This window comes from Hymenobacter psoromatis (genome assembly GCF_020012125.1).
Taxonomy (GTDB): Bacteria; Bacteroidota; Bacteroidia; order Cytophagales; family Hymenobacteraceae; genus Hymenobacter; species Hymenobacter psoromatis.
This window is the reverse complement of the sequence record NZ_JAIFAG010000001.1, coordinates 1,160,306-1,175,839: the sequence shown is the minus strand read 5'-3', so window position 1 is coordinate 1,175,839 and position 15,534 is coordinate 1,160,306. Positions and strand designations below refer to the sequence as shown.

Sequence of the window (15,534 nt, the reverse complement as noted above, 5' to 3'; positions counted from 1 at the left end):
CCTCTAATTGTTGAGCTAGCATTCCTTATGTGAAGGAAAAATTGCCGCGCTCCCCTTCGTTGCGCTCGCAAGGACAAACGACGTTTAAGTAAGCTAGTAGCATGCGCCTTTCCCTTGTCCTGCTCACCCTAACGCTGGGCGGCTGTGCCGTGAGCCACTACACCTACGACCCGCCGGCCGTGGCCGTACCCACGGCGTTTAAGAATACGGTGCCGGTTGATTCGCTGGGCCGGGGCCGGGCCGAGGTACCCGCCCCCGTGGTAACCGATAGCACGAAGGCCCGGCAACTGGCCCAGGTACCCAGCTTGCCCGCCTGGTGGGTGGCATTTAATGATACGACCCTGACGCGGCTAGAGGGCCAGGCGGGTAGCCTCAACTTCACGACGCGGGCGGCGCTGGCCCGCCTCGACCAGGCACGGGCGCAGCTGCGCGTGGCCGAGGCCCAGCGCTCGCCGGTAATTGCGCTGGCCCCCCAAGTGTATAATTCGCAGCTTTCGGCGCTGCGACCCGTGCAGTCGGCCCTAATTCAGGCCGTAGCGGTGAAGCAGCAGCAGTACTACGTGCCGCTCAACGTGAATTACGAAGTAGACCTGTGGGGCCGGCTGCGGCGCGGCGCGCAGGCGGCCCAGGCCACCGAGCAGGCCAGCGAGGCCGACGAACAAGCCGTGCGCTTATCGGTATCGGCCGATGCGGCCAATTCATACTTCAGCCTGCGCGGCCTCGATGCGGAGCTGCTGGTGCTGGATAGCGCCCGCCAGGCCCGCCGCTACAATGTGCAGTTAACTGCCGCCCGCTTTAAGGCCGGCGTAGACAATGAGATTGGCGTGCGGCGGGCCGAAACCGAGCTGGCCAACGTGGAAGCCAGCGCCATTGAGTTGCGTCGCCAGCGCGCCGGGCTGGTAGCCTCACTGGCCACGCTTACCGGGCGGCCGGCCAGCAGCTTCGTACTACCCTCGCTGGCACCCGATTCGGTGAGCTATCAGAGCGCGCTGCCGACTACGGGCACGGCCCCTACCCCCCCCTTGGCGGCCGTACCGGCGCTGCTGCCACCGCTGCCCGCTATTCCGGCCACGCTGCCGGCCAGTCTGCTTACGCGGCGGCCCGACCTGCGCCGCCAGGAACGCCTGCTGGCCGCCGCCGACCTGCGCGCCGACCAAGCCCGCCTCAACCGCCTCCCTACCCTCCTGCTCAACGGCTTTATCGGCCCGCAGAGCAGCCACCTCGGCGACGTGGCCAAGGTAGGCAACGGCTTCACGTACTACGTGGGCGGTGGGTTTAATATTCCGCTGTTTGATGGGGGCCGCCTACGCGGGGCCGAGCAGCTAGCCCGTGCCCAGGGCCGCGAGCAGGTAGCCACCTACGAGGGCACCGCCCTTATGGCCTACCAGGAAGTAGAAACCGCGCTGGCTGACGTGCGCGCTGGCGAGGCCCAGCTAGCGGCTCAGCAGCGGGCGCTGCGCGCTGCGCGTCTGGCCGGCCGCCTCACTTTGGAGCGCTACAAGCGCGGCCTATCCGACTACTTTGCCGTGGTGGATGCCGACCGCCAGACCCTCGACGCCGCCCGCCTGGTGGTGCAAACCCAGGCCACGCAGCTGCGCGCCGCCGTGGCGCTGGTGCGGGCGCTGGGCGGCGGCTGGCAGTAGGTAGAGCGTAGAAATTAGGGACTTAAGGATTGAGAGTCTGTCAATACGGGTGCAGGAAGGGTAGCGCACCCAAACGGCACCTGAACAATTCGCCCTAACTTCGTTCTGAAGCGCTGGCTTTGCCAGGCTTGCTTTGTTAATCAACCTTCTCCCTTTGCTTGTATGACTGCTTCTACCCGCAATATCATTGCCTGGATTCTGCAAGCACTGCTGGCTTTTGCCTTCACGGCTTCGGGCATCAACAAATTTCTGCATCTACCAGCCACCACGAGCATGTTTGAAGGTTTGGGAATGCCCGCCTGGTTTACCCATTTCATCGCCTCGGCCGAGGTGCTGGGCGGCATTGGCCTGTTGGTGCTGCGTTTCGTACGCCCGGCCGCGCTGGGGCTCATTTTCATCATGTTGGGGGCCGTATTCATGCACGCCACGCGCATTCCCGGCGGCATAGCCAAGGGCGTGCCCGCCTTGGTGCTGTTGGTTTTGCTGTTTGTGCTGCTGCTGCTGCGGCGGCCTACCCCGGCAACTACCTGACCGGCGGCTACTACCGGCGCGGGCTTCGCGGACCACAGTATTTTTTCGCTTATCGCCGGGCTCTAAGTAGCCCGGCGCTTTTTTATGCAAATCCTATATTCTTATTTACGCCGCTACTGGCGCTTTCTGGTGCTGGCCCTGGTACTGGCGGCCGTCAACCAGATTTTCTCGCTGCTTGACCCCTACATTTTCCGCAAGCTGGTAGACCAGTTTACGACGCGCTACCCCGACATCAGTGGCTTGCGCAAGGTGCCGTTTGCGCCGTTTTTCCGGGAGGCTATTCCACTGCTGGCCATGATGTTGGGGGTAGCAATGGTGTCGCGCATTGCCAAGAATTTCCAGGATTACTACGTCAACGTCATTACCCAGCGGCTGGGGGCCACCATGTATTCCGATGGCCTACGGCACTCGCTCGATTTGCCCTACCAGGTGTTTGAGGACCAGCGCTCGGGCGAGACGCTGGGCAAGCTCCAGAAGGTGCGGCTCGACGTGGAAAAGCTCATCCAAAGCTTTGTGAACGTGCTATTTACGGCGCTGGTAGGCATTATTTTCGTGATGTGGTACGCCATCAGCGTATATTGGCCCATTGCCTTGGGCTACTTCCTTACCATTCCGCTGCTGGGTATTCTGAGCTTTGCGCTGAGCAAGCGCATCAAGGTCATTCAGAAGACCATCGTGGCTGAAACCACGTCGCTGGCCGGCTCTACCACCGAGAGCCTGCGCAACATCGAGTTAATTAAGAGCCTGGGCCTAGCTCAGCAGGAAACCGACCGCCTGAACGGCATCACCAATAAAATCTTAAAGCTGGAGCTGCGCAAGGTGCGCTACCTGCGTTCGCTGAGCTTCGTGCAGGGCACGTTTGTAAATTTGCTGCGCAATATTATTATCCTGCTGCTCTTGTACTTGCGGGTGCAGAATCACATCAGCCTAGGCGAGTTTTTCTCGTTCTTTATCTACTCGTTCTCCATCTTCGGGCCGTTGCAGGAGTTTGGTACCATCATCGGCAACTACCGCGAGTCGGAGGCGTCGCTGGCCAATTTCCAGAAGATACTCGACACTCCGCGCGACGTGAAGCCGGCCCACCCGCAGGTGGTGGAACGCATTGAGACGCTGGCCTTTGAGGACGTGACATTTAAGCACCTCACGGCTCCGCATCCGGCGCTGGCGGGCATCTCTTTCACGGCCAAGCTGGGCGAAACCATCGCCTTCGTGGGTCCCAGCGGCTCGGGCAAAACCACGCTCGTGAAGCTACTGGTGGGTCTCTACCCCCCCCTTTCGGGCGAGATTCTCTACAACGGTATTTCGAGCAAGAATGTGGACCTGGACCAGCTGCGCGAACAAATCGGCTTCGTAACCCAGGACACGCAACTGTTTGCCGGCACTATTCGCGAGAACCTGCGCTTCGTAGCGCCCCAGGCCACCGATGAGGAGTGCCTGCGCGCCCTGCACCAGGCGGCGGCCGATACCCTACTGGCCCGCGCGCCCAAGGGCCTCGACACGGTGCTCGGCGAGGGTGGCGTGAAGGTGAGCGGCGGCGAAAAGCAGCGCCTCAGCATTGCCCGCGCCCTGTTGCGCCACCCTACCCTCCTCGTTTTCGACGAAGCCACCTCGGCCCTGGACTCGCTTACGGAGGAAGAAATCGGGCGCACGGTGCGCGAGCTGTCGGGCTCGCGCCAGCACATTACGGTGCTCATTGCGCACCGCCTGAGCACGATTCTGCACGCCGACCGCATTTTTGTGCTGGAGCGCGGACAGGTGGCCGAGGCCGGCGGCCATGCCGAGCTACTGGCGCAGAAAGGGCTGTATTATGCCATGTGGCGGCAGCAGATTGGCGAGCGCAAGGAAGTGGCGCTGCAGCAAGCGTAGGATACGCCGCTTAGTGGGATGGGATAACCGTAACCTTTCGGCCCTACCCCCCGAAAGAGGGGGCTATGCACTTCATCGTTATTACCCCCAGCCACCAGCGCCGGGCGTTGCTGCCCGAAACCGTGGCCAGTGTGCGGGCCAGCATCTCGGCTCCGCTCGATTTTTCTTTTGAGCATTTTATCTACCAGAATGGCCCCGAAGACGGCACCGCCGCCTGGCTCGCCGGGGCGGCCGCCCAGCCCGGCCCGGCCCTGCGCTACTGGCTCGACACGGCTTCGCGCCGCCCCGGCTACGCCCGCAACCAGCTGGCCCATCACGCCCCCGCCGATGCCTGGCTCACGCCCCTCGACGACGACGACCTGCTGCTGCAACGTGCCCTTTATCACTACGGCGCGGCCATTGCGGCGCACCCCAACCGGCCCTGGCTGGTAGCCGACTTCCTGCGCGTAGATGCGCAGGGCCGCTACCTGCCCGGCGAGGACTACTATGCTTGGCAGTTCGACTCGCCCGTGGCTATGCTCCGGGCTATTTTCCGGGCCGAGCATTTTATTCAGGGCAACGTGTGCTACCGCAAGGCCCTGCTCGACGAGGTAGGCGGCTACGACGCCGCGCTACCCACCGCCGAAGACCTCGATTTGTACGTGCGCTTTCTGCTGGCCGGGCACCTGCCCGTGGTGTGCCCGCACTATAGCCACCTGCACCGCTTTCATGCCCAAAACACCAGTCAAGGCATCGACGCGGCCAAGCACCACGCAGATTTGAAACTTATTTTCGGAAAATATTCGGCCCAGTTGCGGGAGTTAGGAATTCAAGAGCCATAAGTTTGATAATGAGCAGTAAAGGTTACATTTTGTCGCTTATTTCAACTTCACGGGTACTGTTTTCATCCTATTTAGCCAAAAAATCATTCAACCCGAATTCGGACTAGTCTGCCGGGTAGCGGTGGGAGTTGAGCGAGTACTAAATCCGGCGCGGGAAAGGGTTCCGTACTTCGATTATCAGTTCGGATTTACTACGCTGCTCCCACCCTCTTACGCTTCCGTTTATGAGCCCGCTCGCTACTCCCGCTGTCACCGTGGTGCAAGCCATCGACATCAATTGTCCGGTGGCCAAAGCCTTCGATTTCATGAACGACGCGCCGCAGTGGCTGCCTTGGGCCATGCCGCAGGTCGAGTCGGTACGGCCCCTACCCTTCGGCCAGTGGCTGGTAAAGCTGCCCCACGGCCTGGCCAAGCTACGGCCCCTCTACGACGCAGCGCACGGCCTCATCGACTATGAGCTGATGTACCCCGTGGGGGCCTGGCACGTGCCGGTGCAGATGGTACCCACGCCCACGGGCTGCCACCTGGCCGTCACGTTTGTAAAGCCTGAAGACCTGGGCCTGGAAGAGTTTCAATCGGGCCTGGTGCACACCGCCGCCGGCCTGAACCTGCTCAAGCTGGTGCTGGAGCAGGACTGAGGCACTACCCGCCGGGCGCTGTTTATCGCGTGAGCTGCTACCTATCAGGCAGCTACGCCAATTTACGTGTTAGTCAATCGAATGCTTGTTATCCTATAGATTATCGGGGCCCCGTGGCAGTAGCCAACGGGGCCTTGCTATGTGGGTTTCGCCCACTACGGGCGACCCCTGCTCCAAAAGAGAGCAGCCAGCGCGACCACTCTTGAACCTTAGCCGGGTTTTGCTGTCTGTGGTGGCGAAAGCCCACTGGCAGCGGTACCTTGGCCGGGCCAATGGGTAGCTCCTGGCTTTCGCAATTACTTGGCGTACACGCACTCTTCATCTTGGTGGTGGCCGCGGCTCTGCCGCGGCGGTCTGCTGCTGGCCCTGGGGCTGGCGGTGCGGGTGGTCCACGCGCAGGTAGGCAACTCGCCCGGCCTGCACCCCGCCGACGCGCCGGCCCCGCTCGACGTAGCCGACGTAGCGCACCGCCTCTACGCCCGCGTGCCGGCTCGTGACTCGGCCGCCCTGCAGCCCGGCCACCACGCGCTACTGCTAGTGCCCGTGGTGGGCTACTCGCAGCAAACCCGCGCCGTGGCCGAGGTGGCCCTGAGTCTGGCGTTTCGGCAGCCGGGGGCCAATGTCTCGACCGTGGTGGGCGCGGCCGAATACACGCTCAATAAGCAGCTCATCTTCACGCTCACCTCGTCGGTGTGGCGGCCCTACAATGCCTGGAACTGGGTGGGCGACTGGCGCGTGCTGCGCTACCCCCAGAGCACCTACGGCCTAGGCATGTTCACCAATACTACCAGCGGCGTAGTGTCGATGGACTACAAGTACCTGCGCTTTTACCAAACCGTGTTTCGGCGCGTGGCCCCGGCCTGGTACGTGGGCCTGGGCTACCAGCTCGACGACCACTGGGATATCGTGAGCCGCAACAGCCGCCACGAAGTGGCATCTATCTCACGCTACACTTACGGCGTGGAGGGGCGCTCTACGTCATCGGGGCCGGTTGTGAGCCTGCTGCACGACAGCCGTGCCAACTCCATCAACCCGCTGGGTGGCTACTTATTCAACGTGCAGTACCGGCCCAACCTACGGGCGCTGGGCAGCAACACCAACTACCAGTCGCTGCTGTTGGAAGGGCGCTGGTACCTGCACCCGTCGCCGACTTCGCCCAATATACTAGCCCTATGGTCGTACAATGCTCTCACTCTCAACGGTAATCCACCCTTTTTGGACCTGCCTGCCACCGGCTGGGATATGTACGGTAATACCGGCCGGGGCTTTATTCAGGGCCGATTTCGGGGCAAGAATTTCGTGTACGGCGAGGCCGAATACCGCTTCGGCATTACCCCCAACCGCCTACTCGGCGGCGTGGTCTTCACCAATGCGCAGAGTGTGACGGAGCTAAGCGTCGTGCATGGCCGCGTGGTCGATGGCACTTTCAAGCGGGTGGTGCCCGCCATCGGCGGCGGCCTGCGCCTGAACCTCAATAAAGCCTCCCGCACCAACCTGGCCGTAGACTACGCCTTCGGCCTGGATGGCTCGCACGGCCTGTCGCTGAATTTAGGGGAAGTATTTTAGTAATTCTTCGGATAGCTATTTTTCTCTTTAGCAAATGAGCTTAGCTTTACCGTTTCGCTCTTTTCCCACCGAGTTACTTTATGCTCCCTACCCCTACCCCCGATATTCAGCTCTACCAGTCGCCCGACGGCCAAATTCGCCTCGACGTGCAGCTCGACCACGATACCGTGTGGCTCACGCAGGCGCAGATGGTTACGTTGTTCGATATTTCGAAGAAAACTGTTAGCGAGCACATTGGCAACGTTTTCAAAGAGAATGAATTAGATAAGACGGCAGTTGTCCGGGAATCCCGGACAACTGCCGCCGATGGCAAATCTTACTTCACCAATTATTACAACCTCGACGTTATCATCTCGGTCGGTTACCGGGTGAAGTCCAAACGGGGTACCAGCTTTCGGCAGTGGGCTACCCAGGTGCTGCGCCAATACTTGGTGCAGGGTTTTGTGCTGAATGAGCAGCGCTTACGCGAAAGCGCCCGCCAGCTCGCCGACCTCAAGCGCCTTGTGCAGCCACAAGCCGAAGTAGCCAGGAGCTGACTGCCGACCAGTCTGACGCGCTGCTGCGCATCCTGGGCGACTACGCCCGCGCCCGCGACGTGCTCGACCAGTAGACCACCAGCGCCTGCGCGTGGCCCGCGACACGGTAGCGCCGGCCGCCGAAGCTAGTTTCGAGTTGACCTACGAAGGTGCCATGTAAACGATAAACACGCTGCGGGGGCAGTTTGGCGGCTCCGAGTTATTTAGGCGTGAGAAGGACCGGTCGTTTGAAAGTTTAGTATGCACTATCTACCAGAGCTTTGGCGGGTAGGATTTGTACCCGAGCGTGGAGGAAAAAGCAGCTAACCTACTATATTTCGTGGTGAAAAACCATTCGTTTTCGGATGGCAATAAGCGCATTGCGGCCTTCCTGTTTGTGTACTTTCTGGACCGCAACGGCTGCCTCTACCGGCCGGGTGGCGCACGGCGGCTCGCCGAACAACGCCCTGGTAGCCCTCACGCTGCTCATCGCCGAGAGCCGGCCCGAAGACAAAGACGTAATGGTGACGCTGGTAGTGAACCTGATAACCGAAGAAAACTAACTCCGCGTAAGCAGCCGCTTTAGCGGCGTATCCGTTGAATCCGGTTGAATCTGCGGTTAGCTTTGCGGCATGGAGTATCAGCTAACCAAGCTTGCCGCCATTGATATTGGCTCGAATGCCGTGCGCTGCCAGATTTCGGCGGTGCTTTTTTTTAATGGCCGCTACCGCCTCAAGCGCGTCGAGTACGTGCGCTACCCCCTGCGACTGGGCGCGGATGTATTTGCCACCGGCGAGATTCCACCGCGCAAAGCTGATAAGTTTGTCAAGTTTCTGCATGCGCTCAAGCTGCTGATGGAGGTGCACGAGGTGTCGCACTGCCTCATCTGCGCCACCTCAGCCATGCGCACGGCCCGCAACGGCGCGGCCATCGCGGCCCGCATCAAGCAGGAGCTGGATATGGACGTGCAAGTAATTGATGGCCAGGCCGAAGCTTTGTACATTAACCGCGTAATTGAGCACGTGCTGGAGGACAACCGTCACTACCTGCACATCGACGTGGGGGGGGGTAGCACCGAATTCAATATCTACCACGACCGGCGTAAAGTAGCCGCGCAGTCGTTCGAAATTGGCTCTATCCGCCGGATGCAGCAGGAGGAAAGCGGCCGCACGGTGGAGGAGATGAACGGCCTCTGGCAGCGCATGGAGGCCTGGGTGCGCGAAAACGCCCGCCGCTACCACGTGACCCGCGCCATCGGCACGGGCGGCAACATCAACAAACTCTACAGCATGTCATCGGCCGCGCCCAATAAGCCCGTTACCAAGCGCCAGATTCAGGCGCTGCTGGAGCGCCTGAGTGGCCTCAGCATGAATGAGCGCGTGAATATTGCCCTGCTCAACCCCGACCGCGCCGACGTCATCGTGCCCGCCGGCCATATCTACTTGGCCGCGATGGACTGGGCCAACGTCAACAGCATGATAGTGCCCGACATCGGCCTCAAAGACGGGATGCTGCAAGCCCTGTTCGAGCAGTATTTCGACGAAATCAGCCCTACCGTGCACCCCAATATATTGCCGGTAGCCGACGTGGAAAATGGTCCGTTGGTATAGCTACACATCTGTCATTGCGAGCGCAGCGCGGCAATCTTTCCTCGTTGTTAGGGTTAGTAACCCAATGACAAGGAAAGGTTGCCGCGCTGCGCTCGCAATGACAAACGACTTTACTCGTCTACTACCGTAGCCGCAATATCGGCTTCGTTTTCTACCTCTTCTTCCATAATGACCTCGCCCGGCCCGAAGCCATCGGTGCCGGCTTCCCCATCGAGGGGAGTCAGATTGGCAGTTACCACTTCTTCGGCGAGGCGGCGGCGCTGAGCTGCCTGCTCGTGCAGCAGAGCCAGTAAGCCGGCGGGCGTGGCCTGAGCGAGCTGCGCTTCATCGGGGCGACGGTAGAAATCGCGGTGAATGTTGACGGGCGTTTCGCCAGCGGCGGGCTCCTGCCGGATGTAGGCCCCATCTTCGCGCATGAAGTAGCTGTTGAGGTTATCGAGCAGGTTGAGCTGCAAAATCAGGATGGCCTCGCGGCGCAGCTGCGGGTTGGCAATCAGGAACAGCGCCTCGATGCGGCGGTCGAAGGAGCGCACCATCGCGTCGGCCGAGCCGGCGAAGAGCTTGGCCTCGCCGTTGTGATGGAAATAGAACAGTCGGGCGTGCTCCAAATACTCGCCCACGATGCTTTTCACCTCGATATTCTCGCTCAGGCCCGCCCTACCCGGCCGCAGGCAGCAGATGCCCCGCACGATGCACCGGATGGGCACGCCCGCCTTGCTAGCCTTGTAAAACTCGTCAATCAACTCTCTGTCTTCCAGTGAGTTCATCTTCATTACGATGCCGCTGGGTAGGCCCTTTTTAGCGTTTTTGGCCTCTTCGCGCACCAGGTGGATGAGCTGCTGACGCATGTCGCGGGGCGCGGTAATCAGGTATTCGTAGTCGTCGGGCTGCGAGTGGCCGGTGATAACGTTGAAAAACTCCGATACGTCGTGGCCATACGTGTCGTTGGTGGTGAGCATACTCAGGTCGGTATAGAGGCGCGAGGTTTGCTCGTTGTAGTTGCCCGAGCCGATGTGCACGTAGCGCGTCACCTTCTCGCCTTCCTTGCGAATAATCATCAGCATCTTGGTGTGAGTCTTATACTTCCCTACCCCATAGATGACGAAGCAACCGGCCTTTTCGAGCCGCGCCCCTTCCCGGATATTGCGCTCTTCATCGAAGCGCGCCTTTACCTCAAACAGCACCGAGACGTGCTTACCATTTTCGGCGGCTTTGAGCAGGGCGGCGGTCACGCGCGAGTCTTCGGCCAGCCGATAAATCGTCTGCTTGATGCCCAATACCTGCGGGTCTTCGGCGGCGCGCTCCAGCAGTCGCACTACCGGCTCAATTGAATTATACGGGTGGTGCAGCAGCACGTCGTGGTGCTTCAGGTACTCAAATAAATTGTCATCGGCTCCGTCGGGCAAGCTCAGCGGCGGCACCGGCGCGGGCAGCTTCGAGCCCTTGCCCTTGAAGCTGGGATAGCGCAGAATCTGATTTAACCCCTTCATATCCAGCAGAACTGGAATGACAAAGATGTTGCCGTTATCGATGTTCCAGCGCTCGCGCAGCACGTTCATCAGGTAGGGCGAAGCGTCGGGCTCGACTTCCACGCGCACTACCCGGCCGCGCTTGCGGGTTTTGAGGCCGGTTTGTATTTCTTTGATAAAATCGGTGTCAATATCTTCCGATTCTTCCAGCGTAAAATCACCGTTGCGGGTGACGCGGAACAGGTCGGCCGACAGGATTTCGACGTTGCGAAAGAGCTTAGGCAAATTGGCCCGCACGATTTCCTCGATGGGCACGAATACCACCCGGTCCTTGCGCGTGATTTCAAAAAACCGGGTCAGGTTCTGCGGAATCTGCACGAAGGTGAGGCGCTCCTGGCCCTTCTCCACGTCGGGGGGTAGGGCGCTGACGACGGGCAGCACGGCATCGGCCAGGTTGCTTTCGCGCGTCACGACCCCAAAAGTTAGCACCTGGTTGATGATAAGCGGGAAGCCGTGGTACGAATCGTACACCATCGGCGTGAGCAGCGGGAAAACGGTGTTCTTGAAGTAGCCCTCTACCTTTTTCAGCTCCACCTCGGTCAGCTCCTCCACTCGCCGGATGCTGAATCCCTGCTTCTCAAATTGCGGCTTCAACTCGTTTAAGTACGTCAAGGACTGGTCATTAACGAAGCGGTGGGCGAAGTCGAGCAGCTTGCGCCGGAAGGGCAGCTCACGCAGGCCGGAGTAGTCCACCCGCTCCTTGCCATAGTCGAGGTAATTATAAAGCGAGCCGACCCGAATCATAAAAAACTCGTCCAGGTTCGAGCTGGTGATGCTCATAAACCGCAGCTTGTCGAAGAGCGACCGACCAGGGTCCTTGGCCTGGTCGAGCACGCGGTAATTAAACCGCAGCCAGCTCAAATCGCGGCTGATGTACTTGCTTTTGCGGATGAGGTCGGCGGATTTGAAAAGCTTCATAGGACCACTGATTAGCACGAATTTTAACGGACTTTACGGATTTTGTGGACGGCGCGGGTGGTGCTGTGGCACAAAGCTACCGGGCAGCGGGGCGGCCCGGCAATTACTGCGCCTGCATAACTACGCCATCGGCCGGCCGCGAGTCCTTGCTGTGCGCCCTACCCCCTGGTTTACCCTACGTTCTCAAACACGTCGGCCCACTGCAATTGCAGCTCGGGCAAGGTGCGGCTGGGTACCAAGCCGGGCTCGTAGTAGTCGCCTTGGAGCTGGTAATCACTATCTTGCAGCGTGTAGACCGAGATGCTGCGCTCGCCGGGAAAGACTATCCAATACTCGCCTACCCCATTCTCGGCGTAGAGGTTGAACTTGGTGTGATTATCGTAGGCGGCCGTGCCGGGCGAGATAATTTCGATAATCCAGTCGGGCGCGCCGAGGCAGCCACGGCGGTCTAGCTTAGTGGGGTCGCAAACCACGCAGAGGTCGGGCTGCACCACGGTGCGCACCTGCGCGTCGCCGTTGCCGGTGTTGCGGGTCAGCCGCACATCGAAGGGCGCGGCGAAAACTTCGCAGGTTTTACTCTTTAAGTAAAAGCCTATTTCTCGGCTAAAATTCATGGAGCACCGCTGATGCGCGGTGACGGGGGCCGACATTTTGCGCATCACCTTACCGCGTATCAGCTCCACATATTCCGTGAATTTCCAGCTCAGGTAATCGGCGTAGGTGTACGACTGGCTCAGGTCGAGCTGCGAGATATCGGTGATAACGGAGGGCAGCGTGGGCGTCATAGCAGCAAGATAAGCTGGAAAAGCCTACTCCCGGCGCGTGCGGCGGGGTAGCGTGAGCAGCAGCAGCAAGAATGCGGTGGCTCCGAGGCTGTACCACGTTACGAGGGGTAGGCCGCGGAAATACGGCATCTGCGGGGGGTAGCGGCCGAGCAAACTCAAGCCTGCGAAGAGCAGCGTGCCCACCGCCAGCAGCGCCAGCACGGTGCGGCTCACGAGCTGGTCGGCCTTGCGCAGCAGGCTGGTGTAGCCGCTCAGCTCCACCTTCACCCGCAACTCGCCCTTGCTGATTTTGCGGGTTATCTGGCGCAGGTCGGTGGGTAGGGTCTGAAGCAGGGCCAGCAGCTGGGTGCCCGTGTACTCAGCCTCGTTCAGAATATTTTCGGGCGAATACTGTTCCTTAAGAATTTTGGCCCCGTAGGGCCGCACAAACTCGAAGGTATTGAAGTGCGGGTGCAGCACCTTGCCGATACCTTCCAGAATAACCAGTGCCCGCAGAATGAGAAATACCGCGCCCGGCACCTGCAATTTGTACTGGTAGATAATACCTTGCAGCGAGTCGGCCAGGTCGCCCATGCTCATGTCCTGCACGTCGAGCACCGCGAAGTCTTCGATGAGCTGGCCGAGGTCGGCCTCGAAGGCGCGCATATTGGGAATGTCGCTGCTGAGGGCCAGGCGGCGAAAATTGAGCGCCATGCTACGCGCATCCTGGCGGGCCATGCTAATGAAGACGCCCGCAAAAGCATACTTCTGCTGCCTAGTGAGCTTACCCACCATACCAAAGTCGATGAGCACCAGCGTACCATCGGGGCGCACGAGCACGTTGCCGGGGTGCGGGTCGGCGTGGAAAAACCCGAACTCGAATATCTGGGTCAGGTAGATGTCCATACCCGTTTCGGCCACGGTTTCGGGGCTGAGGCCCCAAACCAGAAGCTGGGCCTTATCGGTTATCTTACAGCCATTTACGAATTCAATAACCAGGATTTTGCTGGTACTCAGCTCGCGGTAGGGCTTCGGGATGTAAAAGGTAGTGTAGTCTTCGTAGAGCTTGCGCAATTGTTCCATCGCGCGGGCTTCGGAGGTATAGTCCAGCTCTTTGGTCATGCTGCGCTCGAAGGCATCCACCACGCCCTGGGGGTTGGCCAGGCCCTGGCCGCGCAGGAAAGTAGCCGTGAGGCGCACCAGCTCGTGGAGCAGGCGCAGGTCGCCTTCCACCTTGTCGCGCACGCCGGGGCGCTGCACTTTCACCACTACCTCCTCGCCGCTGAGCAGGCGCGCCCGGTGCACCTGCCCGATGCTGGCCGAGCCGATGGGCACGTCCTCAAACTCGCTGAATACCTCGGTCAGCGGGCGGCCCAGCTCGGCTTCTACGATGGCGCGAGCCTCCACGGTGGGGAAGGGCGGCACGTTGCTTTGCAGCTTCTCAAACTCGTCGATGAGGGCCTGGGGTAGCAGGTCGGCGCGGTTGCTCAGGGCCTGGGCCAGCTTGATGAAGGTGGGGCCTAATTCTTCGATTATCAGCCGGATGCGCTCCCAGCGGGTGGTTTGAAATACCGCGCGGTCGTCGTTTTCCAGCCAGCGCAGGCGGCGCTTCTGGCTCACCAGGCGGCGCAGGGGCGTCGTCGTCACCACGTCCTCAAAGCCGTAGCGCAGTAGCACCTCGGCCACCTGCCGGATGCGTGTGAGGTTGGAAATGGTATTTTTGAAAAGCACGAAGGCGGCGCAGTTAGCGAGTGGTAGTAAGCGGGGCCGGGGCACGATTACCGGCTTGCTTGTTGTTCAAAGCTACGCCGGGGCCCGCATCGAACGGCTTGGCGGTCTGCTGCGTAGTTAAGGTCTACGCGTTGCCCTACCCCCTTCCCACCCCGCACTCATGACTAACCGCTTGCACCTGCTCTTCGAGCAGCTCGACCTGGCCACCGAGCACGCCCTGGCCGCGGCCGAGGCGCTGGGGCCGCGTGCCTATACGCCGCCCGTGCCCGGCGAGTGGGCAGCGGCCCAGGTCATTCACCATTTGCTGACGACCGAAAAGCGCATTACGCAGGCGCTGCGCCAGACCCTGGCCGCCGACGCCGGCGCGCTGCGCCCCGGCACCTACAAAAACCGCCTGCGCGCGCTACTGTTACGGGTGGCGCTGCGCCTGCCCGGCCTCAAGTTCAAGGTGCCGCCGATGCTGACGCCGCCGCCCGCGCCCGAAACCATCGCGCCACTACCCGAGTTGCGTGCCGAGTGGACGAGCATCCGTCGGCAGCTGGAACAGGTACTGCACGAGTTTCCGGGCACTAAGCTGAACCACACGGTTTTTCGCCACCCGCGCGCCGGCTGGCTCACCATTGGCCAAACGATTACCTCGGTGCTCGACCACGCGCTGCACCACCAGCAGCAGCTCCATCGCATCAGCAAGGTGCTGGGGTAATGAGTAGTGGGTAGCGGTTGATGAGCAATAGAAGAACGTCATGCTGACGAAGGAAGCATCTCGCTCACATCATTGAACGATTAAGTTTACTACCCTACGCGAGATGCTTCCTTCGTCAGCATGACGCTCTTCTATTGCTCATTGCCTTCACTACTCAGCGCCTGGGCCAATTCGGCGGGTGGCACGGTGAGCTTGCGACGGTCGAGGTCGAGCCAGGCCCCATCTACCTCCACGGTAGCGGCCACGCGGCCATCGGCCTTGTAGATGGTGTGCAGGATGGTCCAGCGGCTGCCGTCGGGGGTAGCGGCTTTCATCACGCCATCTACGCGGATGGTTTCGCCGCCGTGCAGCTCCTTCAAAAACTTGGTTTCTTCGCGGAAGAGGATGGGGCCGAGGCGCAATTCGGCAAATTTCTGGACGGTGTAGCCCAGGCTGGCAAGCCAGTTCACGCGCACATCGGCGGCAAAATCGGCGTAGGCGGAGTGGCGCATGTGGCCGTTGGGGTCCAGCTCGGCCCAGCGCACGGAGTAGGTTTGGGAATAAGGCATTTGGAAGGGGGTAGCATTCAGATAAATCGTTTGTCATTGCCGCGCTCCACTTCGTTGCGCTCGCAATGACAAACGATTTATGTAAGTCTCATAGATAGAAAACGCCCGCAAGCTACTGCCCGCGCATTTCACCCAACGCCCCTACCCCTCC

Annotated in this window: 14 protein-coding genes and 1 pseudogene; 11 read left to right on the top strand and 4 right to left on the bottom strand. The window is 60.5% G+C overall.

The window, feature by feature from the left end; genetic code table 11:
- The first annotated feature begins 101 nt into the window (after nt 1-101).
- The 10 genes and pseudogenes from LC531_RS05060 to LC531_RS05015 all read left to right on the top strand — a co-directional run bounded on the left by LC531_RS05060 (nt 102) and on the right by LC531_RS05015 (nt 9,190).
- Nucleotides 102-1,643: an efflux transporter outer membrane subunit gene (locus LC531_RS05060; protein WP_223649225.1), complete on the top strand. Its 1,542-nt coding sequence runs from the start codon at nt 102-104 to the stop codon at nt 1,641-1,643.
- Nucleotides 1,644-1,805: 162 nt separating this feature from the next.
- Nucleotides 1,806-2,174 (top strand): DoxX family protein, encoded by a 369-nt coding sequence (locus LC531_RS05055; RefSeq protein ID WP_223649224.1) that lies wholly within the window; start codon nt 1,806-1,808, stop codon nt 2,172-2,174.
- Nucleotides 2,175-2,258: 84 nt separating this feature from the next.
- Complete coding sequence (locus LC531_RS05050; RefSeq protein WP_223649223.1) at nt 2,259-4,040, top strand: ABC transporter ATP-binding protein; 1,782 nt, start codon at nt 2,259-2,261, stop codon at nt 4,038-4,040.
- A gap of 65 nt (nt 4,041-4,105) precedes the next feature.
- Nucleotides 4,106-4,861 carry a glycosyltransferase family 2 protein gene (locus tag LC531_RS05045; protein ID WP_223649222.1) on the top strand — a complete coding sequence of 252 codons (756 nt, stop codon included), beginning with the start codon at nt 4,106-4,108 and terminating at the stop codon, nt 4,859-4,861.
- 224 nt (nt 4,862-5,085) lie between these two features.
- Nucleotides 5,086-5,499, top strand: a complete 414-nt coding sequence (locus tag LC531_RS05040) for an SRPBCC family protein (protein ID WP_223649221.1) — start codon at nt 5,086-5,088, stop codon at nt 5,497-5,499.
- A gap of 300 nt (nt 5,500-5,799) precedes the next feature.
- Nucleotides 5,800-7,065 (top strand): BamA/TamA family outer membrane protein, encoded by a 1,266-nt coding sequence (locus LC531_RS05035; protein WP_223649220.1) that lies wholly within the window; start codon nt 5,800-5,802, stop codon nt 7,063-7,065.
- Nucleotides 7,066-7,145: 80 nt separating this feature from the next.
- Entirely contained in the window at nt 7,146-7,601 is a 456-nt protein-coding gene (locus tag LC531_RS05030) for a virulence RhuM family protein (protein WP_223649219.1), read from the top strand.
- Nucleotides 7,602-7,887: 286 nt separating this feature from the next.
- Nucleotides 7,888-7,935: pseudogene (locus LC531_RS05025) on the top strand (hypothetical protein); the annotation flags it as partial.
- A 40-nt stretch (nt 7,936-7,975) separates the two neighbouring features.
- Nucleotides 7,976-8,143, top strand: coding sequence for a hypothetical protein (locus tag LC531_RS05020; RefSeq protein ID WP_223654031.1), 168 nt, complete (start codon nt 7,976-7,978; stop codon nt 8,141-8,143).
- A gap of 69 nt (nt 8,144-8,212) precedes the next feature.
- Entirely contained in the window at nt 8,213-9,190 is a 978-nt protein-coding gene (locus tag LC531_RS05015) for a Ppx/GppA phosphatase family protein (protein WP_223649218.1), read from the top strand.
- 110 nt (nt 9,191-9,300) lie between these two features.
- On the opposite strand, the gene ppk1 is transcribed toward LC531_RS05015, so the two are convergent.
- The 3 genes from ppk1 to LC531_RS05000 all read right to left on the bottom strand — a co-directional run bounded on the left by ppk1 (nt 9,301) and on the right by LC531_RS05000 (nt 14,132).
- Entirely contained in the window at nt 9,301-11,637 is a 2,337-nt protein-coding gene (gene ppk1 / locus LC531_RS05010; RefSeq protein WP_223649217.1) for a polyphosphate kinase 1, read from the bottom strand.
- A gap of 170 nt (nt 11,638-11,807) precedes the next feature.
- Entirely contained in the window at nt 11,808-12,422 is a 615-nt protein-coding gene (locus LC531_RS05005) for a Uma2 family endonuclease (protein ID WP_223649216.1), read from the bottom strand.
- A gap of 24 nt (nt 12,423-12,446) precedes the next feature.
- Nucleotides 12,447-14,132, bottom strand: coding sequence for an ABC1 kinase family protein (locus LC531_RS05000; protein ID WP_223649215.1), 1,686 nt, complete (start codon nt 14,130-14,132; stop codon nt 12,447-12,449).
- A gap of 160 nt (nt 14,133-14,292) precedes the next feature.
- Here LC531_RS05000 and LC531_RS04995 point away from each other — a divergent pair, with 160 nt between their 5' ends.
- A complete protein-coding gene (locus tag LC531_RS04995) occupies nt 14,293-14,835 on the top strand; it encodes a DinB family protein (protein ID WP_223649214.1) in 543 nt (180 codons plus the stop codon).
- Between the two features lie 131 nt (nt 14,836-14,966).
- Here LC531_RS04995 and LC531_RS04990 read toward each other — a convergent pair whose 3' ends face one another.
- Nucleotides 14,967-15,383 carry an acyl-CoA thioesterase gene (locus tag LC531_RS04990; protein WP_223649213.1) on the bottom strand — a complete coding sequence of 139 codons (417 nt, stop codon included), beginning with the start codon at nt 15,381-15,383 and terminating at the stop codon, nt 14,967-14,969.
- Between the last annotated feature and the right edge of the window lie 151 nt (nt 15,384-15,534).

Bases quoted from the DNA above. Each gene is read 5' to 3' on its own strand.
- LC531_RS05030 (WP_223649219.1), top strand. From the start codon at position 7,146: ATGCTCCCTACCCCTACCCCCGATATTCAGCTCTACCAGTCGCCCGAC.
- LC531_RS05050 (WP_223649223.1), top strand. From the start codon at position 2,259: ATGCAAATCCTATATTCTTATTTACGCCGCTACTGGCGCTTTCTGGTG.
- LC531_RS05045 (WP_223649222.1), top strand. From the start codon at position 4,106: ATGCACTTCATCGTTATTACCCCCAGCCACCAGCGCCGGGCGTTGCTG.
- LC531_RS05015 (WP_223649218.1), top strand. From the start codon at position 8,213: ATGGAGTATCAGCTAACCAAGCTTGCCGCCATTGATATTGGCTCGAAT.
- LC531_RS05040 (WP_223649221.1), top strand. From the start codon at position 5,086: ATGAGCCCGCTCGCTACTCCCGCTGTCACCGTGGTGCAAGCCATCGAC.
- LC531_RS05055 (WP_223649224.1), top strand. From the start codon at position 1,806: ATGACTGCTTCTACCCGCAATATCATTGCCTGGATTCTGCAAGCACTG.
- LC531_RS05005 (WP_223649216.1), bottom strand. From the start codon at position 12,422: ATGACGCCCACGCTGCCCTCCGTTATCACCGATATCTCGCAGCTCGAC.
- LC531_RS04990 (WP_223649213.1), bottom strand. From the start codon at position 15,383: ATGCCTTATTCCCAAACCTACTCCGTGCGCTGGGCCGAGCTGGACCCC.
- LC531_RS05060 (WP_223649225.1), top strand. From the start codon at position 102: ATGCGCCTTTCCCTTGTCCTGCTCACCCTAACGCTGGGCGGCTGTGCC.
- ppk1 (WP_223649217.1), bottom strand. From the start codon at position 11,637: ATGAAGCTTTTCAAATCCGCCGACCTCATCCGCAAAAGCAAGTACATC.
- LC531_RS04995 (WP_223649214.1), top strand. From the start codon at position 14,293: ATGACTAACCGCTTGCACCTGCTCTTCGAGCAGCTCGACCTGGCCACC.